The organism is Microbulbifer regidiadema (SeqCode), from assembly GCF_052466995.1.
Genome location: NZ_CP174297.1, coordinates 4,024,009 through 4,047,441, shown reverse-complemented (window position 1 = coordinate 4,047,441; position 23,433 = coordinate 4,024,009). Strand labels below are relative to the sequence as shown.

The 23,433-nt window shown below is 55.2% G+C and carries 27 protein-coding genes; 1 reads left to right on the top strand and 26 read right to left on the bottom strand.

Going from position 1 to position 23,433, the window contains the following annotated elements:
- The 18 genes from rplR to rpsJ all read right to left on the bottom strand — a co-directional run bounded on the left by rplR (position 1) and on the right by rpsJ (position 8,045).
- Positions 1-351 carry a 50S ribosomal protein L18 gene (gene rplR / locus ACJJIK_RS17685; RefSeq protein WP_282934392.1) on the bottom strand — a complete coding sequence of 117 codons (351 nt, stop codon included), beginning with the start codon at positions 349-351 and terminating at the stop codon, positions 1-3.
- A gap of 13 nt (positions 352-364) precedes the next feature.
- Positions 365-898 carry a 50S ribosomal protein L6 gene (gene rplF / locus ACJJIK_RS17680; RefSeq protein ID WP_444929566.1) on the bottom strand — a complete coding sequence of 178 codons (534 nt, stop codon included), beginning with the start codon at positions 896-898 and terminating at the stop codon, positions 365-367.
- Between the two features lie 12 nt (positions 899-910).
- Positions 911-1,303: a 30S ribosomal protein S8 gene (rpsH, locus tag ACJJIK_RS17675; RefSeq protein WP_108731662.1), complete on the bottom strand. Its 393-nt coding sequence runs from the start codon at positions 1,301-1,303 to the stop codon at positions 911-913.
- 40 nt (positions 1,304-1,343) lie between these two features.
- Complete coding sequence (rpsN, locus tag ACJJIK_RS17670) at positions 1,344-1,649, bottom strand: 30S ribosomal protein S14 (protein ID WP_020411397.1); 306 nt, start codon at positions 1,647-1,649, stop codon at positions 1,344-1,346.
- A gap of 9 nt (positions 1,650-1,658) precedes the next feature.
- Complete coding sequence (gene rplE, locus ACJJIK_RS17665) at positions 1,659-2,198, bottom strand: 50S ribosomal protein L5 (protein ID WP_020411396.1); 540 nt, start codon at positions 2,196-2,198, stop codon at positions 1,659-1,661.
- A 31-nt stretch (positions 2,199-2,229) separates the two neighbouring features.
- Positions 2,230-2,541, bottom strand: a complete 312-nt coding sequence (gene rplX, locus ACJJIK_RS17660; protein ID WP_444929565.1) for a 50S ribosomal protein L24 — start codon at positions 2,539-2,541, stop codon at positions 2,230-2,232.
- A gap of 20 nt (positions 2,542-2,561) precedes the next feature.
- Positions 2,562-2,930 carry a 50S ribosomal protein L14 gene (gene rplN / locus ACJJIK_RS17655; RefSeq protein ID WP_444929564.1) on the bottom strand — a complete coding sequence of 123 codons (369 nt, stop codon included), beginning with the start codon at positions 2,928-2,930 and terminating at the stop codon, positions 2,562-2,564.
- Positions 2,931-2,976: 46 nt separating this feature from the next.
- On the bottom strand, positions 2,977-3,240 hold the full coding sequence (gene rpsQ, locus ACJJIK_RS17650; protein ID WP_444929563.1) for a 30S ribosomal protein S17: 264 nt from the start codon (positions 3,238-3,240) through the stop codon (positions 2,977-2,979).
- A gap of 2 nt (positions 3,241-3,242) precedes the next feature.
- Positions 3,243-3,434, bottom strand: coding sequence for a 50S ribosomal protein L29 (gene rpmC, locus ACJJIK_RS17645; RefSeq protein ID WP_020411392.1), 192 nt, complete (start codon positions 3,432-3,434; stop codon positions 3,243-3,245).
- Positions 3,434-3,847: a 50S ribosomal protein L16 gene (rplP, locus tag ACJJIK_RS17640; RefSeq protein WP_282934395.1), complete on the bottom strand. Its 414-nt coding sequence runs from the start codon at positions 3,845-3,847 to the stop codon at positions 3,434-3,436. Before rplP ends, rpmC begins: the two co-directional genes overlap by 1 nt.
- 11 nt (positions 3,848-3,858) lie before the next feature.
- A complete protein-coding gene (rpsC, locus tag ACJJIK_RS17635) occupies positions 3,859-4,539 on the bottom strand; it encodes a 30S ribosomal protein S3 (RefSeq protein WP_444929562.1) in 681 nt (226 codons plus the stop codon).
- Positions 4,540-4,558: 19 nt separating this feature from the next.
- Positions 4,559-4,891, bottom strand: coding sequence for a 50S ribosomal protein L22 (rplV, locus tag ACJJIK_RS17630; protein WP_282934397.1), 333 nt, complete (start codon positions 4,889-4,891; stop codon positions 4,559-4,561).
- Positions 4,892-4,906: 15 nt separating this feature from the next.
- Positions 4,907-5,185 (bottom strand): 30S ribosomal protein S19, encoded by a 279-nt coding sequence (rpsS, locus tag ACJJIK_RS17625; RefSeq protein WP_069946924.1) that lies wholly within the window; start codon positions 5,183-5,185, stop codon positions 4,907-4,909.
- Between the two features lie 37 nt (positions 5,186-5,222).
- Positions 5,223-6,047: a 50S ribosomal protein L2 gene (gene rplB / locus ACJJIK_RS17620; RefSeq protein WP_444929561.1), complete on the bottom strand. Its 825-nt coding sequence runs from the start codon at positions 6,045-6,047 to the stop codon at positions 5,223-5,225.
- Positions 6,048-6,061: 14 nt separating this feature from the next.
- Entirely contained in the window at positions 6,062-6,358 is a 297-nt protein-coding gene (rplW, locus tag ACJJIK_RS17615; protein WP_282934398.1) for a 50S ribosomal protein L23, read from the bottom strand.
- Positions 6,355-6,969: a 50S ribosomal protein L4 gene (gene rplD / locus ACJJIK_RS17610; RefSeq protein WP_444929560.1), complete on the bottom strand. Its 615-nt coding sequence runs from the start codon at positions 6,967-6,969 to the stop codon at positions 6,355-6,357. The genes rplW and rplD overlap by 4 nt, the downstream gene beginning before the upstream one ends.
- 18 nt (positions 6,970-6,987) lie before the next feature.
- Positions 6,988-7,623, bottom strand: a complete 636-nt coding sequence (gene rplC, locus ACJJIK_RS17605) for a 50S ribosomal protein L3 (RefSeq protein WP_108731654.1) — start codon at positions 7,621-7,623, stop codon at positions 6,988-6,990.
- A 110-nt stretch (positions 7,624-7,733) separates the two neighbouring features.
- Positions 7,734-8,045, bottom strand: a complete 312-nt coding sequence (gene rpsJ, locus ACJJIK_RS17600; protein WP_010133849.1) for a 30S ribosomal protein S10 — start codon at positions 8,043-8,045, stop codon at positions 7,734-7,736.
- A gap of 174 nt (positions 8,046-8,219) precedes the next feature.
- Between rpsJ and ACJJIK_RS17595 the strand changes: the two genes are divergently transcribed.
- Positions 8,220-8,696: an aminoacyl-tRNA deacylase gene (locus ACJJIK_RS17595; protein ID WP_444929559.1), complete on the top strand. Its 477-nt coding sequence runs from the start codon at positions 8,220-8,222 to the stop codon at positions 8,694-8,696.
- 160 nt (positions 8,697-8,856) lie between these two features.
- Here the strand turns inward: ACJJIK_RS17595 and tuf are convergent, their stop codons facing one another.
- The 8 genes from tuf to rplJ form a co-directional block, all read right to left on the bottom strand.
- On the bottom strand, positions 8,857-10,050 hold the full coding sequence (gene tuf / locus ACJJIK_RS17590) for an elongation factor Tu (protein WP_444929555.1): 1,194 nt from the start codon (positions 10,048-10,050) through the stop codon (positions 8,857-8,859).
- Positions 10,051-10,126: 76 nt separating this feature from the next.
- Entirely contained in the window at positions 10,127-12,232 is a 2,106-nt protein-coding gene (gene fusA / locus ACJJIK_RS17585; protein WP_282934400.1) for an elongation factor G, read from the bottom strand.
- Positions 12,233-12,322: 90 nt separating this feature from the next.
- Positions 12,323-12,793 carry a 30S ribosomal protein S7 gene (gene rpsG, locus ACJJIK_RS17580; protein WP_152451131.1) on the bottom strand — a complete coding sequence of 157 codons (471 nt, stop codon included), beginning with the start codon at positions 12,791-12,793 and terminating at the stop codon, positions 12,323-12,325.
- A gap of 110 nt (positions 12,794-12,903) precedes the next feature.
- On the bottom strand, positions 12,904-13,278 hold the full coding sequence (rpsL, locus tag ACJJIK_RS17575) for a 30S ribosomal protein S12 (RefSeq protein ID WP_108731651.1): 375 nt from the start codon (positions 13,276-13,278) through the stop codon (positions 12,904-12,906).
- Between the two features lie 249 nt (positions 13,279-13,527).
- A complete protein-coding gene (gene rpoC / locus ACJJIK_RS17570; protein ID WP_444943468.1) occupies positions 13,528-17,760 on the bottom strand; it encodes a DNA-directed RNA polymerase subunit beta' in 4,233 nt (1,410 codons plus the stop codon).
- A 135-nt stretch (positions 17,761-17,895) separates the two neighbouring features.
- Positions 17,896-21,969: a DNA-directed RNA polymerase subunit beta gene (rpoB, locus tag ACJJIK_RS17565; protein WP_444943467.1), complete on the bottom strand. Its 4,074-nt coding sequence runs from the start codon at positions 21,967-21,969 to the stop codon at positions 17,896-17,898.
- 298 nt (positions 21,970-22,267) lie between these two features.
- Positions 22,268-22,633, bottom strand: coding sequence for a 50S ribosomal protein L7/L12 (gene rplL, locus ACJJIK_RS17560; protein WP_444929556.1), 366 nt, complete (start codon positions 22,631-22,633; stop codon positions 22,268-22,270).
- 77 nt (positions 22,634-22,710) lie between these two features.
- Positions 22,711-23,205 carry a 50S ribosomal protein L10 gene (rplJ, locus tag ACJJIK_RS17555; RefSeq protein WP_282934404.1) on the bottom strand — a complete coding sequence of 165 codons (495 nt, stop codon included), beginning with the start codon at positions 23,203-23,205 and terminating at the stop codon, positions 22,711-22,713.
- Between the last annotated feature and the right edge of the window lie 228 nt (positions 23,206-23,433).

Sequence of the window (23,433 nt, the reverse complement as noted above, 5' to 3'; positions counted from 1 at the left end):
TTAGAATTTCAGACCGGCTTCGCGGGCAGCGTCAGCCAGAGCCTTAACACGGCCATGGTATCTGAAGCCGCTACGATCGAAGGCAACTTGTTCAACGCCAGCGGCTTTCGCGCGCTCAGCGATCAGTTTGCCAACTGCGGCAGCAGCGTCAGCGTTGCCGGTTTTACCAGAGCGCAGGTCCTTGTCCAGGGTAGAGGCGGAAGCCAATACCGCACTGCCTTCGGCAGACAGGATCTGTGCGTAAATGTGGCGCGGGGTGCGGTTCACGGTGAGGCGAACGGCGCCCAGCTCACGGATCTTGGCGCGGGCACGACGTGCACGACGCAAGCGAGATGCTTTCTTAACGTTCATATCTATGCCCTACTTACTTCTTCTTGGCCTCTTTGCGATACACACGCTCGTCGGCATAACGGACACCCTTACCTTTGTAGGGCTCCGGCGGACGGAACGCACGGATCTCAGCGGCCACTTGGCCCAGCAGCTGTTTATTGCTGCTCTTCAGTACGATTTCAGTCTGGGATGGAGTTTCCGCAGTCACACCTTCCGGCAACTGATAATCGATCGGATGGGAGAAGCCCAGGGTCAGGTTAACCGCTTTACCGGCTGCTTTCGCACGATAACCAACACCCAGCAACTGCAGCTTCTTCTCGAAGCCCTTGCTTACGCCTATCACCATGTTATTGACCAGAGCACGGGTAGTACCCGCCAGCGCTTTGGCCTGCTTGGAGTTATTGCGCGCGGCAAAAGTCAGCTGGCTTTCAGCCTCGCTCACTTCTACATCACCGTGAATAACCATATCCAGGTTACCGCTACCGCCTTTAACAGCGATATTTTGACCTTTCAGGTCTACGGTTACACCTGCGGGGATAACTACCGGACTATTTGCTACTCGAGACATTGCAACCCCCGCTTAGAATACGGTGCAAAGCACTTCGCCACCGATACCGGCCTGACGTGCAGCGCGGTCAGTCATCACACCGTTAGAGGTGGAAACGATCGCGATACCCAGGCCACCACGTACGGTAGGCAGAGCTTTTTTACCAGTGTAAGCGCGCAGGCCCGGACGGGAAACGCGATTGAGCTCGGCAATAACCGGCTTGCCCTGGAAGTATTTCAGAGCAATGGTCAGTTCCGGCTTAGCGCCTTCGCTTACGTTTAAATCAGTAACGTAACCTTCGTCTTTCAGGACGTTGGCCACTGCTACTTTCAGTTTGGATGATGGCAGGGTGACTTCCGCCTTTCCGCGCGCCAGGGCATTGCGGATGCGAGTCAGCATATCTGCCAACGGATCTTGCATACTCATCTTATGAGACTCCTCAAATCTGCCTTAAACCAGCCGGTAATTACCAGCTGGACTTCACGAGGCCAGGAACATCACCACGCATCGCAGCTTCGCGAAGCTTGTTACGGCACAGGCCGAACTTGCGGTATACAGCGTGGGGGCGACCAGTAATACGACAGCGGCGTTGCTGACGTACCGGGCTTGCATCGCGCGGCATTTTCTGCAGCTTGAGTTGAGCCTCCCACTGCTCCTCTTCGGAAGCAGTGGAACTGGCGATGATCGCCTTCAGCTCTTGACGCTTTTCGGCGTACTTAGCTGCGGTTCGAGCGCGCTTGTTTTCGCGCGCAATCATGGATTTCTTCGCCATGGAATCCTCTTAACCCTTGAAAGGGAAGTTGAACGCTTTCAGCAGCGCACGACCTTGATCGTCGTTTGCAGCTGTAGTGGTAATACAAATATCCAGACCGCGGAGTTTGTCTACTTTGTCGTAGTCAATTTCCGGGAAGATGATTTGCTCAGTCACGCCCATAGAGAAGTTACCGCGGCCGTCGAACTGCTTCGGGCTAATGCCACGGAAGTCGCGGATACGCGGAATCGCGATGTCAACCAAACGCTCCAGGAACTCATACATGCGCTCACCGCGCAGAGTTACCTTGCAGCCGATCGGCCAACCGTCACGAATCTTAAAGCCCGCAATAGACTTGCGCGCTTTAGTAACGATGGGCTTTTGACCAGTAATTGCTGTCATATCGTTGACAGCGTGCTCCAGCACCTTCTTATCACCAATCGCTTCACCAACACCCATGTTGATGGTGATCTTGGTGATGCGCGGCACTGCCATCACATTCTCGAGACCAAGCTCTTCTTTTAGCTTGGCCACGAGGTCCTTAGTGTAGAGCTCTTTAAGCTTTGCCATGATCTACCAACCTGCTTTTGCGTCAAGAGCCTTAGATGGCTTCGCCGCTGGATTTGAAGACGCGAATCTTAGTGCCGTCTTCCAGTACTTTAAAGCCCACCCGGTCAGCCTTCTGGGTGCTAGGGTTGAAGATAGCTACGTTGGAAGCTTGGATAGCAGCTTCTTTCTCAACGATGCCACCTGCAATACCCATCTGTGGGTTTGGCTTTTGGTGCTTTTTGATCATCTGTATGCCGGAGACAATCAGGCGACCGTCGTTCAGTACTTTACGTACTGAACCACGTTTGCCCTTGTCACGACCGGCGATAACGATCACTTCGTCGTCACGCTTGATCTTGCGCATAACTCTTCTCCGCTCGAGGCCTAGATAACTTCGGGAGCGAGGGAGATGATCTTCATGAACTTCTCACCGCGCAGTTCGCGAGTTACCGGACCAAAAATACGGGTGCCAACCGGCGCCAGTTGCTGGTTCAGCAGCACCGCTGCGTTATCGTCAAATTTAATCAGGGAACCATCGGTACGGCGCACACCTTTCTTGGTGCGAACCACAACCGCGTTCATTACCTGACCTTTCTTCACTTTACCGCGGGGAATGGCTTCCTTAACGGTTACCTTAATAATGTCGCCCACGCCGGCATAACGACGATGGGAGCCGCCCAGCACCTTGATGCACATGACGCGGCGAGCCCCACTGTTGTCAGCTACTTCTAAGTAGGATTCCGCTTGAATCATTGTCTCTCTCCGAAACCTTTCAATTCGGCAGTCAATGCGCTAGGGGTTATACCTTCGCCGCACGCTCTACAATTTTCTGCAAGGACCAGGACTTGCTCTTGGACAGCGGACGAGATTCCTCGATCGTTACAACATCACCGATGCTGCAATCGTTGTTCTCGTCATGAGCCTTAAGCTTTGTGGACTTGCTCACAATTTTGCCGTAGATCGGGTGCTTAACACGGCGCTCGATCAAAACGGTGATGGTTTTATCCATCTTGTCACTCACAACCTTACCGGTCAGAGTACGCTTCAGTTTTGCTTCAGCCATGATTAATTACCTGCCTTCTCGGTCAACACAGTCTTTATGCGAGCAATGTCGCGACGAGTCTGCTTCAGCAGATGAGTCTGAGCCAGTTGACCGGTGGACTTTTGCATCCGAAGCTTAAATTGAGCTTCGAGCTGGTTCAGCAGTTCCTGGTTCAGCTCTTCAACTGACTTTTCGCGTAGATCTGCAGTCTTCATTACATCACCGAACGCTTAACGAAAGTTGTCTTTACAGGTAGCTTGGCCGCAGCAAGTGCGAAAGCCTCGCGAGCCAGCTCTTCGGATACACCCTCCATCTCATAGAGGACTTTACCCGGCTGGATCTGAGCTACCCAGTATTCAACGCCACCCTTACCTTTACCCATACGAACTTCGAGGGGCTTATTGGTAATTGGCTTGTCTGGAAACACTCGAATCCAGATTTTACCGCCACGTTTAATGTGACGAGTCATTGCGCGACGAGCCGCTTCGATCTGGCGCGCAGTAATGCGACCACGACCGGTAGCCTTAAGGCCAAACTCGCCAAAGCTCACTTTAGAGCCGCGCTGAGCAAGACCGCGGTTGCGACCCTTCTGTACCTTGCGGAATTTTGTACGCTTTGGTTGTAGCATTTGCGTACCCCTTATTTAGCAGCTTTTTTGCGGCTCTTTACCGGCTTCTCATCGGGTACTTCGTCACCGATGACTTCGCCTTTAAAGATCCACACCTTGATACCGATGATGCCGTAAGTTGTCTTCGCTTCAACATTGGCGTAGTCGATGTTGGCGCGCAGAGTGTGCAGGGGCACACGGCCTTCGCGATACCATTCGGTACGCGCGATTTCTGCACCGCCGAGACGGCCACTTACTTGAATCTTGATACCTTCGGCACCCTGACGCATAGCGTTTTGCACGGCACGCTTCATAGCGCGACGGAACATAACGCGGCGTTCCAGCTGCTGGGCAACGTTCTGGCCAACCAGAGCGGCGTCCATATCAGGCTTGCGCACTTCTTCGATGTCGATGTGCACAGGTACGCCCATCTGCGCGCTTACTTCATTGCGCAGACGTTCTACGTCTTCACCTTTTTTACCGATTACGATACCCGGGCGTGCAGTGTGAATTCTCACACGTGCAGTATTTGCCGGACGTTCGATCTCGATACGGCTCACAGAAGCGTGGGCCAGTTTTTTGCGAATAAATTCGCGAACTTTCAGATCCGTGTACAGCTTGTCTGCGTACTCGTCGCTGCCGGCATACCAAACAGAGGTATGCTTTTTAACGATACCCAGACGAATGCCGGTAGGATGTACTTTTTGTCCCATGGTTTTCTCGCCTGCTCTGTTATTTCTCGGCTACTTTCACAGTGATGTGACAAGTACGCTTAAGAATGCGATCAGCACGACCTTTGGCACGCGGTTTAATGCGCTTCATGGTCATACCTTCGTCCACAAAAATTGTGGAAACCTTCAGCTCGTCAACGTCAGCACCTTCGTTGTGCTCGGCATTGGCAATGGCCGACTCCAGTACTTTCTTAATGATCGCCGCACCCTTTTTAGTACTGAACGCCAGTATATCCAGGGCTTCTTCAACGCCTTTGCCGCGAACCTGATCAGCTACCAGTCGCGCCTTTTGCGCCGATAGACGTGCGCCGCGTAATTTTGCTGCTACTTCCATCTTTTTAACCTCGGCTTAGCGCTTCTTCGCTTTCTTGTCCGCAGCATGACCGCGGTAAGTGCGGGTAGCAGCGAACTCGCCCAGTTTATGGCCAACCATTTCTTCGTTAACCAAAACGGGCACGTGTTGACGACCGTTGTGCACGGCAATCGTCAGTCCAACCATTTCCGGCATAATCATGGAACGGCGGGACCAGGTTTTAATCGGCCGACGATCGTTTGCTGCAATCGCTGCCTCCACCTTCTTGATCAAATGCAGATCAATAAAGGGACCTTTCTTTAATGAGCGTGGCACTGTCGATTCCTCTCTAGCTGCTCAGACATCGCGCGGCTTACTTGCCGCGACGACGTACAATCATCTTATCGGTGCGCTTGTTCTTGCGCGTTTTCTTACCCTTGGTCGGAACGCCCCACGGAGTAACCGGATGACGACCACCAGAGGTACGGCCTTCACCACCACCGTGCGGGTGATCTACCGGGTTCATCGCCACACCGCGAACGGTAGGACGAACACCGCGCCAGCGTGCAGCACCGGCTTTACCCAGCTTGCGCAGGCTGTGCTCGGAGTTGCTCACTTCACCCAGGGTTGCGCGGCACTCAGCGAGAACCTTGCGCATTTCGCCGGAACGCAGACGAATGGTCGCGTACTGACCTTCACGAGCTACCAGTTGCACAGAGGCACCAGCAGAACGGGCCAGCTGTGCGCCTTTGCCAGGCTTCAGCTCGATCGCGTGAATTACAGAACCTACCGGAACGTTGCGCAGAGGCAGAGTGTTACCCACAACAATCGGTGCGGCATCGCCGGACTGAATGGTGGCACCTGCTTTCAGGCCTTTCGGTGCGATAATGTAACGACGCTCACCGTCGGCGTAACACACCAGAGCGATGTGTGCGCTGCGGTTCGGATCGTACTCCAGGCGCTCAACTTTAGCCGGAATACCGTCTTTGTTGCGCTTGAAGTCGATTACACGGTAGTGCTGCTTGTGACCACCACCGATATGACGGGTGGTGATACGACCGTTGTTGTTACGGCCACCGCTCTTGCTCTTGCTTTCCAGCAGGGGAGCGTGAGGAGCACCTTTGTGCAGGTCGGGGTTAACAACCTTAACCAGGTGACGACGGCCGGCGGAGGTCGGTTTTGTTTTTACAATTGCCATTGTAACTGTCCCCTTTACTCAGCAGCTTCAAAGTTGATGTCGCTGCCCTCAGCCAGGCGAACGTAGGCTTTTTTCCAGTCGCTGCGCTGGCCCATGCCATTGCGAGTGCGCTTGGTTTTGCCCTTTACGTTCACGGTGCGAACCTGCTCAACGGAAACGTTAAACAGCTTCTCAACCGCAGCCTTGATCTCAGCTTTTTCGGCGTCGGTGGTAACCTTGAAAACTACCTGGTTGGCGCTATCGGCCAGTCCAGCAGCTTTTTCGGAAATTACCGGGCCCAGCAGTACTTTGTAGAGTCGCTCTTGGTTCATCCCAGCACCTCTTCAATTTTCTTGAGCGCAGAAACGGTAACCACGACCTTGTCAAAGCGAATCAGGCTTACGGGATCGATCGCCTGTACATCGCGGACGTCGATCTTGTGCAAGTTGCGTGCGGCCAGGTAGAGGTTTTCGCTAACCTCTTCAGTCACGATCAGCGCATTGGACAGATCAAACTGAGCCAGCTTGCTTACCAACTGCTTGGTCTTGGGCGCGTCCACGTCGAAGGACTCAACCACTACCAGGCGCTCCTGACGAGCCAGCTCAGACAAGATGCAGCGCAGTGCAGCGCGGTACATTTTCTTGTTCAGCTTAACGCTGTGATCGCGCGGATCAGCGGCGAAAGTTACGCCACCGGAACGCCACAGCGGGCTGCGGATAGTACCGGCACGTGCGCGGCCAGTACCTTTTTGGCGCCATGGTTTTTTACCACCACCAGAAACATCGGAACGATTTTTCTGCGCCTTGGTACCCTGGCGAGCGCCGGCCATATAGGCCACAACTGCCTGGTGTACCAGATCTTGGTTGAACTCACGTCCGAAAGTCACTTCAGAGACAGCTACTGTGCCTTTAGCGCCTTCGGGAGTAGCGATATTCAGTTCCATATCTATTTCCCCTCAGACTTAGGCTTTAACTGCCGGACGAACGATAACGTTGCCACCGGGTGCACCGGGTACGGCGCCTTTAACCAACAGCAGGTTGCGTTCGGCATCGACACGAACCACTTCCAGGTTTTGCACGGTTACGCGCTCAGCACCCATATGTCCGGCCATTTTCTTGCCTTTCCATACGCGGCCAGGAGTCTGACATTGACCGATAGAACCGGGTGCGCGGTGAGACAGGGAGTTACCGTGGGTAGCGTCCTGGGTGCGGAAGTTCCAACGCTTAACGCCGCCTTGGAAGCCTTTACCTTTGGAAGTGCCGGTTACGTCGATCATCTGGCCAGCTTCGAAGCTGGAAACAGTAATTTCAGAACCGATTTCGAAAGTCTCTTCAGAACCGTCAGTGCGCAGTTCGAAAAGATTTGTGCCAGCCTCTACATTGGCTTTGGCGAAGTGGCCCGCTGCGGGCTTGGAGACACGGGAAGCTTTGCGGCTGCCTACTGCTACTTGAACAGCACTGTAACCGTCAGTTTCCTGAGTTTTCACTTGGGTGACGCGATTCGGAGCAACCTCAACAACGGTTACCGGAATGGATACGCCATCTTCAGTGAAGATGCGAGTCATGCCGCTCTTGCGGCCGACAATACCTATAGTCATCTTTTTTAACCTCTCAGTGCACGGGGCTTTAACCCACTGCGGCCGCCCAATTTCAGAGCGTTACACTACCCGAACCTTTTTCGTTCGGGATTCGGTAGTTAGTAAAAGTGTTAGCCGAGACTAATTTGGACCTCAACACCGGCCGCCAGATCGAGCTTCATCAGCGCGTCGACGGTTTTCTCGGTAGGTTCAACGATGTCCAGCAAACGCTTGTGAGTACGAATCTCATACTGGTCGCGAGCGTCTTTATTAACGTGCGGGGAAATCAGTACGGTGTACTTCTCTTTGCGAGTCGGCAGCGGGATAGGACCGCGAACTTGTGCGCCGGTGCGCTTAGCCGTCTCTACGATCTCCTGAGTGGACGCGTCGATCAGCTTGTGATCGAAGGCCTTCAGGCGAATACGGATACGTTGACCCTGCATGGAATCAAACTCCAATTATTAACTAAAGAACGTCCTCTTACGCAGCCCCGAGGGCGGGCGAAAAGGAGCGCGAATTCTACGGGGCGCACAGCAGGCTGTCAACTGTACAGGCTGATCAAATTTCAATCTATTGAAACTACAATTGAATACCCCAGGCGAAATGAGGAGCCAAAGATGACTATCGCCGCAACACTGAGTCAATACCTCAGCGACCGCTCGGTCGACTACCACTTGATTCAACATCCACACACCGACACCAGCCGCGAAAGCGCCCGCGCCGCCCATGTGCGCGAGGATCAGCTCGCCAAAGCGATTTTGCTGCAAGATATGGAGGGCTATGTAATGGCGGTGATTCCGGCCAGCAGCAATCTCGATATGCGCGCGCTGCATGAAGAAACCGGGCGCAACTCTCTGCAAATGGTGTCGGAAACCGAACTCGGGGCCATATTCCCAGACTGCGAACTGGGCGCCCTGCCCGTCCTCGGACAGGCCTACGGCATCACCACCCTACTAGACAGCAGTCTCGGGCATCGTGAAACCATCTACTTTGAGGCCGGCGACCACGAAGAGCTGGTCGAGATGAGTGGCCGACAGTTCACCAAGCTGTTCAGCGGCAGCAGGAGCTGCAACCTAAGCCGGGATTGGCCATAGACTTGACGGATAAAAAGCGGGCAACAGGGATAAGAAGTGGATAGCAGATGGGAATGGTGCTCAATGCATCATTCACCTGCATCGGGCAATGCCAATTTGCGCACATAAAAAAAGCCGCAGCGCGTCCGCTGCGGCTTTTTATTTAGATCAAGAGTAACGATTACTCAATGATCTTGGCAACAACGCCCGCACCTACGGTACGACCACCTTCGCGGATAGCGAAGCGCAGGCCGTCTTCCATGGCGATCGGAGCGATCAGGGTAACAACCATTTGAATGTTGTCGCCCGGCATTACCATTTCAGTACCTTCCGGCAGCTCACACGCACCAGTTACGTCGGTAGTACGGAAGTAGAACTGAGGACGGTAGCCTTTGAAGAACGGGGTGTGACGACCACCTTCGTCCTTGGACAGTACGTACACTTCCGCTTCGAACTTGGTGTGCGGAGTGATGGAGCCCGGCTTAGCCAGTACCTGACCACGCTCTACTTCGTCACGCTTGGTGCCGCGCAGCAGTGCGCCGATGTTCTCACCAGCACGACCTTCGTCGAGCAGCTTGCGGAACATTTCAACACCAGTACAGGTAGTAGAGGTGGTTTCTTTGATACCAACGATTTCGATCTCGTCGCCAGTGTTGATCACACCGCGCTCTACACGACCGGTTACAACAGTACCGCGACCAGAGATAGAGAATACGTCTTCGATCGGCATCAGGAACGGAAGGTCTACCGCACGCTCCGGCTCAGGGATGTACTCGTCCAGAGTCTCTACCAGCTTCTTAACAGCGGTAGTACCCATTTCGTTGTCGTCTTCGCCGTTCAGGGCCATCAGAGCGGAACCAACGATGATCGGAGTGTCGTCACCCGGGAACTCGTACTGGTCCAGAAGTTCGCGAACTTCCATCTCTACCAGCTCGAGCAGCTCTTCGTCGTCTACCATGTCCGCTTTGTTCAGGAATACAACGATGTAAGGTACACCTACCTGACGGGAAAGCAGGATGTGCTCACGAGTCTGCGGCATGGGGCCGTCAGCTGCAGAACATACCAGGATAGCGCCGTCCATCTGAGCAGCACCGGTGATCATGTTCTTAACGTAGTCGGCGTGTCCCGGGCAGTCTACGTGCGCGTAGTGACGAGTCGGGGACTCGTACTCAACGTGAGAGGTAGCGATGGTGATACCGCGCTCACGCTCTTCCGGTGCATTGTCGATACCGTCGAAAGCAACAGCGTCACCGCCCCATACTTCCGCACATACGCGGGTCAGAGCAGCGGTCAGGGTGGTTTTACCGTGGTCAACGTGACCGATGGTGCCCACGTTCACGTGGGGCTTGGAACGTTCAAACTTTTCTTTTGCCATCTTTAGATGTCCTCTAGCTAAAAGTTTGCCAAAGGGGCCCCAGCTGTTGGCCCGGCCCCCTTTAAGCAGAAATTAATTAAGCCTTGGTCTTGGCGATGATTTCATCGGCAACGTTTTTCGGCGCTTCGGCGTACTTCAGGAATTCCATGGTGTAGGTAGCACGGCCCTGAGTCGCAGAACGCAGGTCGGTTGCGTAACCGAACATCTCTGCCAGAGGTACTTCCGCATTGACAACCTTACCGGAGGGGTTGTCTTCCATGCCCTGAATGAGACCGCGACGACGGTTGAGGTCGCCAACCACGTCACCCATGTTCTCTTCCGGAGTTACTACTTCAACCTTCATCATCGGCTCAAGCAGTACCGCACCGCCCTGGCTGGACAGTTTCTTGGTCGCCATAGAACCGGCGATTTTAAACGCCATCTCATTGGAGTCGACATCGTGGAAGGAACCGTCGTACAGAGTCGCCTTCAGGCCCAGCAGCGGGTAGCCAGCCAGAACACCGTTCTTCATCTGCTCTTCGATACCTTTCTGCACCGCAGGAATGTATTCCTTCGGTACCGCACCGCCCACGATTTCGTTAACGAATTCCAGACCTTCCTGGGACTCGTCTTCGGCGGGCTCAAACTTCACCCATACGTGACCGTACTGACCGCGACCACCGGACTGACGAACGAACTTACCTTCGATCTCAGAGGTATTGCGGATAGTTTCACGGTAGGCCACCTGCGGCTTACCGATGTTAGCTTCAACGTTGAACTCGCGCTTCATGCGGTCAACGATGATGTCCAGGTGCAATTCACCCATACCGGAGATAATGGTCTGACCGGTTTCTTCGTCAGTCTTCACGCGGAAGGACGGGTCTTCCTGGGCCAGCTTGCCGAGGGCAATACCCATTTTCTCCTGGTCCGGCTTGGACTTGGGCTCAACCGCAACAGAGATTACCGGCTCGGGGAACTCCATACGCTCGAGAACAATCTTGTTAGCTTCGGAGCACAGGGTGTCGCCAGTGGTGACGTCTTTCAAACCGATCGCAGCAGCGATGTCACCAGCCAGTACTTCTTTAATTTCCTGACGATCGTTGGAGTGCATCTGCACCATACGACCGACACGCTCTTTCTTCATTTTTACGGAGTTGTATACCGCAGTACCACTCTCCAGCTTACCGGAGTAAACACGGAAGAAAGTCAGGGTACCAACGAAGGGGTCGGTAGCAATTTTGAACGCCAGTGCAGCGAAGGGCGCATTGTCGTCAGCTTCGCGGCTCTCAACAGTTTCGCCATCTTCCAGAGTACCTTCGATCGCCTTAACTTCAGTCGGCGCCGGCAGGTATTCGATAACTGCGTCCAGTACAGCCTGTACACCCTTGTTCTTGAACGCAGAACCGCCCAGAACCGGTACAATTTCGTTGGCCAGGGTACGCTGACGGATAGCTGCCTTGATTTCTTCTTCGGACAGCTCACCTTCTTCCAGGTATTTTTCCATCAACTCTTCGCTGGCTTCAGCTGCCGCTTCCACCAGGTACTCGCGCATTTCGTCGCACTCGTCCTGCAGCTCAGCGGGGATGTCAGCGTAGTCGAAAGTCATGCCCTGGTCGGCTTCATTCCACAGAATGGCCTTCATCTTCACCAGGTCAACAACACCCTTGAACTCGTCCTCAGAGCCGATGGTCATCTGCAGAGGTACAGCATTCGCGTTCAAGCGGTCTTTCAGCTGGCTCACAACGTTGCGGTAGTTCGCACCGGCGCGGTCCATTTTGTTTACGAATACCATGCGCGGTACTTCGTATTTGTTCGCCTGGCGCCATACGGTTTCAGTCTGAGGCTGAACACCAGAGGAGCCACACAGTACAACAACAGCACCGTCGAGTACGCGCAAGGAGCGCTCAACTTCAATAGTGAAGTCAACGTGTCCCGGGGTATCGATGATGTTTACGCGGTGCTGGTCGAACTGCTGCTGCATGCCGGACCAGAAACAGGTGGTCGCAGCAGAAGTAATGGTGATACCACGCTCCTGCTCCTGCTCCATCCAGTCCATGGTGGCAGCACCTTCGTGTACTTCACCAATTTTGTGGGACAGACCAGTGTAGAAAAGTACGCGCTCGGTAGTGGTAGTTTTACCGGCATCTACGTGGGCACAGATACCGATGTTACGGTAACGTGCGATGGGCGTTTTACGTGCCACAGTTGTATCCTCGATATAACGGCAAAAGGCAGCCTGGAATTTTCCGTGCTGCCTTTCGGTATTAATTTCCGATGTTGGTATTCATCAGACTTAGAAGCGGTAGTGAGAGAATGCCTTGTTGGCTTCTGCCATGCGGTGTACATCTTCACGCTTCTTGACCGCGCCACCCTTGTTCTGGGCTGCGTCGATCATCTCGTTGGCCAGACGCTGGGCCATAGATTTCTCACCGCGCTTACGGGAGAACTCTACCAACCAACGCATCGCCAGAGCCGTACGACGCGAGGGGCGCACTTCTACAGGCACCTGATACGTCGCACCACCAACACGGCGGGACTTCACTTCCACCATAGGCGCGATATTTTCCAAAGACTCTTCGAATACTTCGATCGGATCTTTGTTCAATTTTTCAGAAATAGTTTCAAGTGCACCGTATACGATACGCTCTGCAACTGACTTCTTGCCGCTGATCATGACGTGGTTCATGAACTTGGCCAGGGTGACGTTCCCGAACTTGGGGTCGGGTAGTACTTCGCGCTTGGCGACTACTCGTCTTCTCGGCATGGGTATTGCCTCTCTTCAGGGTTACTCCGAGACGCCGCCGTAAAACCTTACAATCCGGCGAGCTCAGCCTTACTCCGGTTGGAAACCGAAACGCAAATCGTTAAAGGTGATTAACCTTTAGGACGCTTGGCGCCGTACTTAGAACGGCCCTGCTTGCGATCGTTTACGCCGGCACAGTCAAGTGCACCGCGTACAGTGTGGTAGCGCACACCCGGCAGGTCTTTTACACGACCGCCGCGAATCAGTACCACGCTGTGCTCTTGCAGGTTGTGGCCTTCACCACCGATGTACGAAGTTACTTCGTAACCGCTGGTCAGACGCACACGGCAAACCTTACGCAGTGCAGAGTTCGGCTTCTTCGGTGTAGTGGTGTACACACGAGTGCAAACTCCGCGACGCTGCGGGCTAGCCTGCAGAGCAGGAACGTCGCTTTTTTCAACTTTGCGTTTTCTCGGCTTACGAACCAACTGGTTGATCGTTGCCATTAAAAATCACTCCAAAAATAAAATACCCCCACCTCTAACAGTGAGGGCCTATCGTCTGTGTGTATCGTCGATCCTGGGATCGAACGGAACACCCCACATAAGCGGGGGCCGCATTCTATAAGCGACGACCCGCCTAGTCAATCGGCGACGGAAGTAAGTGCTTACATCACAGACAGTCGCCAATATCAGATCGGGCACCGAAGTGCCCCGACCTACCCCACTCCACCAGCCGGTGGAGTGGGATATGCCTTATTCGCCTGAGGACTTCGACAGTGCCTCAGTCAGAGCCGCTTCAACCTCAGCAGCGGAAGGTCCTTCACCGAAGGCCTCTTCCAGTTGCAGGCTGCGCTTGCGCTTGCGCTCGCTGTGGTAGGCCAGACCGGTACCGGCCGGGATCAGGCGGCCCACAACCACGTTTTCTTTCAGGCCGCGCAGGCTGTCTTCCTTACCAGTTACCGCCGCTTCGGTCAGAACGCGGGTGGTCTCCTGGAACGAAGCCGCCGACAGGAAGGACTCAGTGGCCAGGGACGCTTTGGTAATACCCAACAGCAGGCGCTCGAACTGAGCGGGCTGCTTGTTCTCGGTACGCAGCTGTTCGTTCTCTTCGATCACGCGCTGATATTCAACCTGGTCGCCCTTAATCAAGCTGGAATCACCCATCTCGGTAATTTCAACTTTACGCAGCATCTGACGCACGATGGTTTCGATGTGCTTATCGTTAATGCCTACACCCTGGAGGCGGTAAACCTCCTGGATCTCGTTGGTGATGTAGCGAGCCAGCTCTTCCACACCTTTCAGGCGCAGAATATCGTGCGGGTTGGACGGGCCATCGGAGATAACCTCACCCTTTTCTACGGTTTCACCTTCGAACACGGTCAGCTGGCGGTGCTTCGGAATCAGAACCTCGTAGTGGTCCTTACCGTTGGCCAGCGGCTTGCCGTCGCGCGGGGTAATCTGCAGGCGAACCTTGCCTTTGGTCTCTTTACCGAAGGATACGGTACCGGAGATTTCCGCCAGAATGGACGGCTCTTTCGGCTTGCGCGCTTCGAACAGGTCGGCAACGCGGGGCAGACCACCGGTGATGTCCTTGGTACCGCCGGATTCCTGCGGAATACGTGCGATTACGTCACCCACGTTCACCTGCTTGCCTTCAGCCAGGCTGAGGATTGCACGCGGAGGCAGGGCGTAGTGCGCAGGCGCATTACTGTTAGCCAGAGTCAGCTCTTCGCCGTTCTCATCCAGCAGGGTTACCGCTGGGCGCAGATCTTTACCCGCTGCCGGGCGCTCGGCCGGATCGATAATCTCGATAGAGGACAGGCCAGTGATATCGTCGGTCTGCTTGCGGATGGAGAGCCCTTCTTCCATACCGGACAGTTTCACCCAACCGGCTACCTCGGTGATGATCGGGTGGGTGTGCGGGTCCCACTTGGCCACGATCTGGCCACCGTCTACCTCGGCACCTTCGTAGACGCTGATCACAGCACCGTAAGGCAGCTTGTAGCGCTCGCGCTCGCGACCGGCGCTGTCGGCAATCGCCAGCTCACCGGAACGGGACACGGCTACCAGAGTGCCGACTTCGGTTTTAACCGTCTTAACATTGTGCAGACGTACGGTACCGCCCTGCTTCACCTGGATGCTGTCCGCAGCGGAGGCACGGCTTGCAGCACCACCGATGTGGAAGGTACGCATGGTCAGCTGGGTGCCCGGCTCACCGATGGACTGTGCGGCAACAACGCCCACAGACTCACCCGGGTTGGCGCGGTGGCCACGGGCCAGATCGCGGCCGTAACACTGGGCACAGATACCGTGTGCAGTCTCACAGGTGATCGGGGAGCGAACCAGAACCTCATCGATGCCCATGGCTTCGATGCGCTCTACCCACTTCTCGTCGATCATAGTACCGGCGGAAACGGCGATTTCATCGCTGCCCGGCTTCAGTACATCGCGGGCCACAACACGGCCGAGGATACGGTCACCGAGAGATTCGATAACGTCACCACCCTCGATTACCGGCGCCATGGTCAGACCGTCGTCGGTGCCACAATCCAGCTCGGTAATTACCACGTCCTGGGCCACGTCAACCAGACGACGGGTCAGGTAACCGGAGTTAGCGGTTTTCAGTGCGGTATCCGCCAGACCTTTACGAGCACCGTGGGTCGAGATGAAGTACTGCTGTACGGTCAGACCTTCACGGAAGTTTGCCGTAATGGCGTTCTCGATAATGGAGCCATCCGGACGGGCCATCAGACCACGCATACCGGCGAGCTGACGAATCTGCGCTTCAGAACCACGGGCACCGGAGTCGGCGTACATGTATACGGAGTTGAAGGAGTCCTGCTTGGTCTCGTTGCCCTCGCGGTCGATCACCTTCTCTTTCTTGATACCGGCCATCATCGCCTGGGTTACCTTGTCGTTGGTGCGGGACCAAACGTCGATAACCTTGTTGTACTTCTCACCCTGGGTTACCAGGCCGGAAGCAAACTGGCTTTCAATCTCTTTCACTTCCGCTTCCGCAGCATCGATCAGTTCGGCTTTTTCAGCCGGAATCTCAAAGTCGTTCACACCAATGGAGGAACCGGACTTGGTAGAGAAATCGAAACCGGTATACATCAGCTGGTCGGCAAAAATAACCGTCGCCTTCAGGCCCACCTTGCGGTAGCACTCGTTCAGGGCGCGGGAGATTGCCTTTTTCTTCATCGGCTGGTTGACGTGCGCAAACGGCAGGCCTTCCGGCACGATGTTCCACAGCAGCGCGCGGCCTACAGTGGTGTCCTGAATGGAGATAGTCTCGTGCTTCTCACCGTCTTCGCCGACGATATTTTCGCGGATACGCACCTTGATCTTCGCTTGCAGACCAACCTGCTTGGCGTAGAAAGCGCGGCTCACTTCTTTGATATCGGAGAAGAACATGCCTTCGCCTTTATCGTTAACGCGCTCGCGGGTCATCCAGTACAGACCCAGTACCACGTCCTGGGACGGTACGATGATCGGCTCACCGTTGGCAGGCGACAGGATGTTGTTGGTGGACATCATCAGCGCGCGGGATTCCAGCTGCGCTTCGATCGTCAGCGGTACGTGTACCGCCATCTGGTCACCGTCGAAGTCGGCGTTATAGGCCGCACAAACCAGCGGGTGCAGCTGGATGGCCTTACCTTCAATCAGTACCGGTTCAAACGCCTGGATACCCAGACGGTGAAGGGTCGGTGCACGGTTAAGCAGTACCGGGTGCTCGCGGATCACTTCGTCGAGGATATCCCAAACGACAGCTTCCTCGCGCTCGACCATCTTCTTGGCAGCTTTGATCGTAGTGGCCAGGCCACGGGATTCCAGCTTGCCAAAGATAAACGGCTTAAACAGTTCCAGTGCCATCTTCTTGGGCAGACCACACTGGTGCAGACGCAGGGTCGGACCTACCACGATCACGGAACGACCGGAGTAGTCAACACGCTTACCCAGCAGGTTCTGACGGAAACGACCCTGCTTACCTTTAATCATGTCGGCCAGGGACTTCAGCGGGCGCTTGTTGGAGCCGGTGATGGCGCGACCGCGACGGCCGTTATCCAGCAGTGCGTCAACAGATTCCTGCAGCATGCGCTTTTCGTTGCGCACGATAATGTCTGGCGCGTTCAGCTCAAGCAGACGCTTCAGTCGGTTGTTACGGTTGATCACACGACGGTAGAGGTCGTTCAGATCGGAGGTCGCGAAACGACCGCCATCCAGCGGTACCAGCGGACGCAGATCCGGCGGCAGAACCGGCAGAGCCTTCATCACCATCCACTCCGGGTTGTTGCCGGACTTGTAGAAGGCTTCCAGCAGCTTCAGGCGCTTGGACAGTTTCTTGATCTTGGTTTCGGAGTTGGTCGCCGGGATCTCTTCGCGCAGGCGCTGGATTTCTGCGGGCAGCTCGATATCCGCCATCAGCTCCTGGATCGCCTCGGCACCCATCTTCGCTTCAAACTCGTCGGCGAACTCTTCCATCGCCTCAAAGTACTGCTCGTCATTCAGCAGCTGGCCGCGCTCCAGGGTCGTCATACCCGGCTCGGTAACCACGTAAGATTCGAAGTACAGCACGCGCTCGATATCGCGCAGGGTCATGTCCAGCAGCAGGCCGATACGGGACGGCAGGGACTTCAGGAACCAGATGTGTGCAACCGGGCTGGCCAGCTCGATGTGACCCATACGCTCACGGCGAACCTTGGCCTTGGTCACTTCAACGCCACACTTCTCACAGATAATGCCGCGGTGCTTCATGCGCTTGTACTTACCGCACAGGCACTCGTAGTCTTTTACCGGGCCAAAGATCTTGGCGCAGAACAAGCCTTCACGCTCGGGCTTGAAGGTACGGTAGTTGATGGTCTCCGGCTTTTTCACTTCGCCGTAGGACCAGGAGCGAATCATGTCCGGTGATGCCAGACCGATACGAATCGCATCAAACTCTTCCAGCTGCTCCTGGGACTTCACCAGATTTAATAAATCTTTCAAGGCCTTTCCTCCACTAGGGGGTAGTCAACCCGGCGCTCGCACTGGCCGCCGGGCTGGCCAGCTGCCCCACTGCTTCGCGGGGCGCTGGCACTTGTCTCATTTCACCTGCCAACAGGCTTCGGTACGGGTTCGGATTTACTCGTGCTCAAGCTCGAAGTTCATACCGAGAGAGCGGATTTCCTTAACCAGTACGTTGAAGGATTCCGGCATGCCCGGCTCCATGCGGTGGTCGGAGTCCACGATGTTCTTGTACATCTTGGTACGGCCTTCCACGTCATCGGATTTAACCGTGAGCATTTCCTGCAGGGTGTATGCGGCGCCGTAAGCTTCCAGCGCCCACACTTCCATCTCCCCGAAGCGCTGACCACCGAACTGGGCTTTACCACCCAGCGGCTGCTGGGTTACCAGGCTGTAGGAACCGGTAGAACGCGCGTGCATCTTGTCGTCTACCAAGTGGTTCAGCTTCAGCATGTACATGTAGCCCACAGTTACCGGACGCTCGAAAGCATCACCGGTACGGCCGTCGTGCAGGGTGATCTGACCGGAATCCGGGATGTCGGCAAGACGCAGCAGCTGCTTGATCTCACTTTCATCGGCACCGTCAAATACCGGGGTCGCCATAGGTACACCGCGACGCAGATTTTGCGCCATGGTCATGACTTCCTCATCGGAGAACTCGTCGAGTTCTTCCTTGCGTCCGCCAGTGGAGTTGTAGACCTCTTCCAGGAATCCGCGCACCTTGGCGATTTCCTGCTGTTCCTTGATCATCTTGTCGACTTTAACGCCGAGGCCTTTAGCGGCCATGCCCAAGTGCATTTCCAGAACCTGACCCACGTTCATCCGCGAGGGAACGCCCAGCGGGTTCAGGACGATATCTACCGGCTCGCCGTTTTGGTCATAAGGCATGTCCTCAACCGGCTTGATTACGGAGATAACACCCTTGTTACCGTGACGACCGGCCATCTTGTCGCCCGGCTGGATGCGGCGTTTGATCGCCAGGTAAACCTTGACGATTTTCAGCACGCCCGGAGCCAGATCATCGCCGGACTCCAGTTTTTTCTTCTTGTCTTCGAAGGCTTCGTCGAGCAGCTTGCGGCGCTCTTTCAGCTGAGCTTCCGCTTTTTCCAGCTGGTCGTTCAGGCTGTCGTCTTCCATGCGCAGCTTGAACCAGTCTTCGCGCGGCAGTGCGGCGAGGATTTCAGCGCTGAGCTCATCGCCCTTCTTAACACCCTTACCACCGGCGGCCTTCTGGCCCTGCAGAGCTTGTTGCAGACGCTCGAAGGTTGCACCTTCAACGATGCGGTACTCTTCGTTCAGATCCTTGCGAACCTCGTCCAGCTGCGCCTTCTCGATATCGATGGAGCGCTGGTCTTTTTGCAGGCCGTCGCGGGTAAATACCTGTACGTCGATCACGGTACCGCGAGTGCCGCTGGGCGCGCGCAGGGAGGTGTCTTTAACGTCGGAGGCTTTTTCACCGAAGATCGCGCGCAGCAGCTTCTCTTCCGGAGTCAGCTGGGCTTCACCTTTCGGAGTAACCTTACCCACCAGGATATCGCCAGCGCCTACTTCCGCACCGATGTATACGATGCCGGACTCATCCAGTTTGTTCAGCGCAGATTCGCCCACATTGGGGATATCCGCAGTAATTTCCTCACTGCCCAGCTTGGTATCGCGGGCAATACAGGTCAGCTCCTGAATGTGGATGGTGGTGAAGCGGTCTTCCTGTACAACGCGCTCACTGATGAGGATGGAGTCCTCAAAGTTGTAACCATTCCAGGGCATAAATGCGATGCGCATATTCTGGCCCAGAGCCAGCTCACCCAGGTCTACAGAGGGACCATCGGCGAGGATGTCGCCACGGACTACACGATCGCCAGTATTAACAATCGGACGCTGGTTGATACAGGTATTCTGGTTGGAGCGGATGTATTTGGTCAGGTTGTAGATATCTACACCTGCATCACCGGCTTCAACTTCAGCGTCGGCTACGCGAACAACTACACGGCTGGAGTCAACGCGCTCGATAATACCGCCGCGCTTGGCCACCACACACACGCCGGAGTCGCGCGCTACAGTGCGCTCCATACCGGTTCCCACCAGCGGCTTTTCAGCGCGCAGGGTCGGTACCGCCTGACGTTGCATGTTCGATCCCATCAATGCACGGTTGGCGTCATCGTGCTCGAGGAATGGAATCATCGCCGCAGCGACAGAAACCACCTGCTTGGCGGAAACATCCATATACTGGATTTCGCCCGGTGCCTTCAGGGTAAATTCGCCCTGGTGACGCACGCTGATCAGGTCATCAACAAAGTTACCGTTGTCGTCTACTTCCGCAGACGCCTGGGCAATAATGAAGTTGGCTTCATTGATCGCGGACAGGTACGTAATTTCATCAGTTACCTTGCCGTCAACCACTTTGCGGTAGGCGCTCTCGAGGAAGCCGTAATGGTTGGCGCGGGCGTAAGTCGCCAGGGAGTTAATCAGACCGATGTTCGGTCCTTCCGGCGTCTCAATCGGACATACGCGGCCGTAGTGAGTCGGGTGTACGTCGCGCACCTCAAAGCCGGCGCGCTCGCGGGTCAAACCACCCGGGCCGAGGGCGGAAACACGGCGCTTGTGAGTCACTTCCGACAGCGGGTTGTTCTGGTCCATAAACTGGGACAGCTGCGAGGAACCGAAGAATTCCTTCACCGCAGCGGCAACCGGCTTGGCATTGATCAGGTCCTGAGGCATCAGGCCTTCGGACTCCGCCATGGACAGACGCTCTTTAACCGCGCGCTCTACACGCACCAGGCCGACGCGGAACTGGTTTTCAGCCATTTCGCCCACGGAGCGCACACGGCGGTTACCCAGGTGGTCGATATCGTCGACCATGCCCTGCCCGTTGCGGATATCGATCAGCGTCTTCAGTACGTCGACGATATCTTCTTTGCTCAGGGTGCCGGCGCCAGTCTCGTCTTCGCGCCCCAGGCGGCGGTTGAACTTCATGCGGCCAACAGCGGACAGGTCGTAGCGCTCGTCGGTAAAGAACAAGTTCTCAAACAGCGCTTCTGCGGACTCCTTGGTGGGCGGTTCGCCCGGGCGCATCATGCGGTAGATCTCTACCAGCGCTTCCAACACGGTGCGAGACGGATCTGCACGCAGGGTGTCGGAGATAAACGGACCGCGATCCAGGTCGTTGGTGTACAGGGTTTGGAAGCTCTTAACGTTCAGTACACGCAGCTTGGCGATCACTTCATCAGTAATCTCGGTGTTACAGTCGATCGCGATTTCACCGGTGGACTCATCGATGATGTCGTTCGCCAGTACACGGCCAAACAGATACTCGAGCGGTGCTTCCAGCTTCTCTACGCCGGCCTTCTCCAGTTGGCGGATATGGCGCGGGGTAATACGGCGACCCTCTTCGACAATCACCTTGCCCTGGCCGTCCTTGATGTCAAAGGAGGCAACATCACCGCGCAGGCGGGACGGAATCAGCTCCAGGCTGACGCGGTCTTCCAGCAGCTCAAAGGTGCTGGTTTCGAAGAACATTTCCAGCATTTCCTGGGAGGTGTAACCCAGGGCGCGCAGCAGGATAGTGGCCGGCAATTTGCGGCGACGGTCGATACGCACGAATACCAGGTCTTTCGGATCGAACTCGAAGTCCAGCCAGGAGCCACGGTAGGGGATAACACGCGCGGCGTACAACAGCTTACCGGAAGAGTGAGTCTTGCCTTTGTCGTGATCGAAGAATACACCCGGGGAACGGTGCAGCTGGGATACGATAACGCGCTCGGTACCGTTAATGACAAAGGTACCGTTGTCGGTCATGAGCGGAATTTCGCCCATGTAGACTTCCTGCTCTTTGATGTCCTTGATGGACTTATTCGCAGACTCTTTATCGTAAATAATCAGGCGCACGCGCACGCGCAGCGGGCATGCATAAGTCACGCCGCGCAGGGTACATTCCTTAACGTCAAAAGCGGGCTTACCCAGCGTATAACTTACGTACTCCAGGGCGGCATTGCCGGAATAGCTGACAATCGGAAATACAGATTTAAACGCCGCCTGCAGGCCAACGTCCATACGGTCGTCGGGGCGCTTGTCGGCCTGTGTAAAATTGCGATAAGAATCGAGCTGTATCGCAAGCAGGAAGGGCACATCCATGACCTTAGGCAGTTTGCCAAAATCCTTGCGGATACGTTTTTTCTCAGTATATGAGTAAGCCATTCAAATTCCCCAGCTTGATCAGTGACAAGACTTCGTGGGACTCCGGTCGAGAGCCCCTCCGGGCGAGAAGCCTCTGATCAATACAGCCCTGCTGCACTGACCAGAAACCTCTCCGCTTGCTTATGGGTAGCGCTACTGCGCTATGGTTAAATGAGGTTTGCCACGGTTTTTCAATTCCGCCGGCACCGGTAAAAACCTCAGTACCGCAAACGGCAAAAAGGCCGGCGGACAAAAGTCCACCAGCCTTACCGCTATCTGCCGCTTTACGCGACGGCTAGCGGGAGACGCAAGAACCGAATTACTTCAGTTCTACAACTGCGCCAGCTTCTTCCAGCTCTTTCTTAGCGGCTTCAGCTTCGTCTTTGCTTACGCCTTCTTTCAGCGGGCTCGGAGCGCCGTCTACCAGACCTTTAGCTTCTTTCAAGCCCAGGCCAGTGATGCCGCGAACAACCTTGATCACGTTCACTTTCTTGTCGCCCGGAGAGGTCAGGATTACGTCGAAAGAGTCTTTCTCTTCAGCGGCTTCAGCAGCAGCCGGACCAGCGACAACTGCTGCAGCAGCAGTTACGCCGAATTTCTCTTCCATTGCTTCGATCAGCTCAACAACATCCTTAACGGACATTTCGGCAACAGCATTGATGATATCTTCTTTAGTCAGAGACATGATTCAGTACCTGAATTGGTTTGAGCAGTAGCTGCTCGTATTTCGTTTTGAAACTGCGATTCGCTCTAGCGAATAAATTACGCAGCTTCCTGCTCTTTTTGGTCGCGAACGGCCGCAATAGTGCGAACCAGCTTGCCAGCAGATGCTTCTTTCAACACGCTCATCAGCTTGGCGATCGCCTCGTCGTAAGTCGGCAGGCTTGCCAACAATGCGACGTCGGTGATCGCGCCTTCGAAGGCAGCACCTTTCAGTTCCAGCTTGTCATTGCCTTTAGCGAACTGGCTCAGGATGCGCGCGCCGGCACCTGGGTGTTCGTTAGAGAATGCAATGATGCTGGGACCTACGAATTTGTCAGTCAGACATTCGTATTCGGTACCTGCCAGAGCGCGACGCGCCAGAGTATTGCGGACGACTTTCAACCAAACGCCGTTCTCGCGAGCCTCTTTGCGCAGAGTGGTCATGTCATTCACGGTTACGCCGCGGGAATCCGCAACAACCGCAGACAGAGCACCTTCAGCAGCTTGCTGGACATCTGCGACAATCGCTTTCTTGTCTTCGAGTCCAATAGCCATAGTGTCACTCCTGGATTTGAAAAAAACCGGACTTAAACGTCCGATCCGTTCCGGTGCATAAAGCTCAAATCCAGTAAAAATACTGGTTTGGGCGACACCGTCTGCGTAGGCTCGAACCTCGCAATGGCCAACCTGGCCGAAGTTCGGATTAAGCCAGGCACGTTAAACCTCAACGCACCTGACACCTACGGTCTTTGACGGCCCACCTTCTGCCGAAGCATTCAGGTG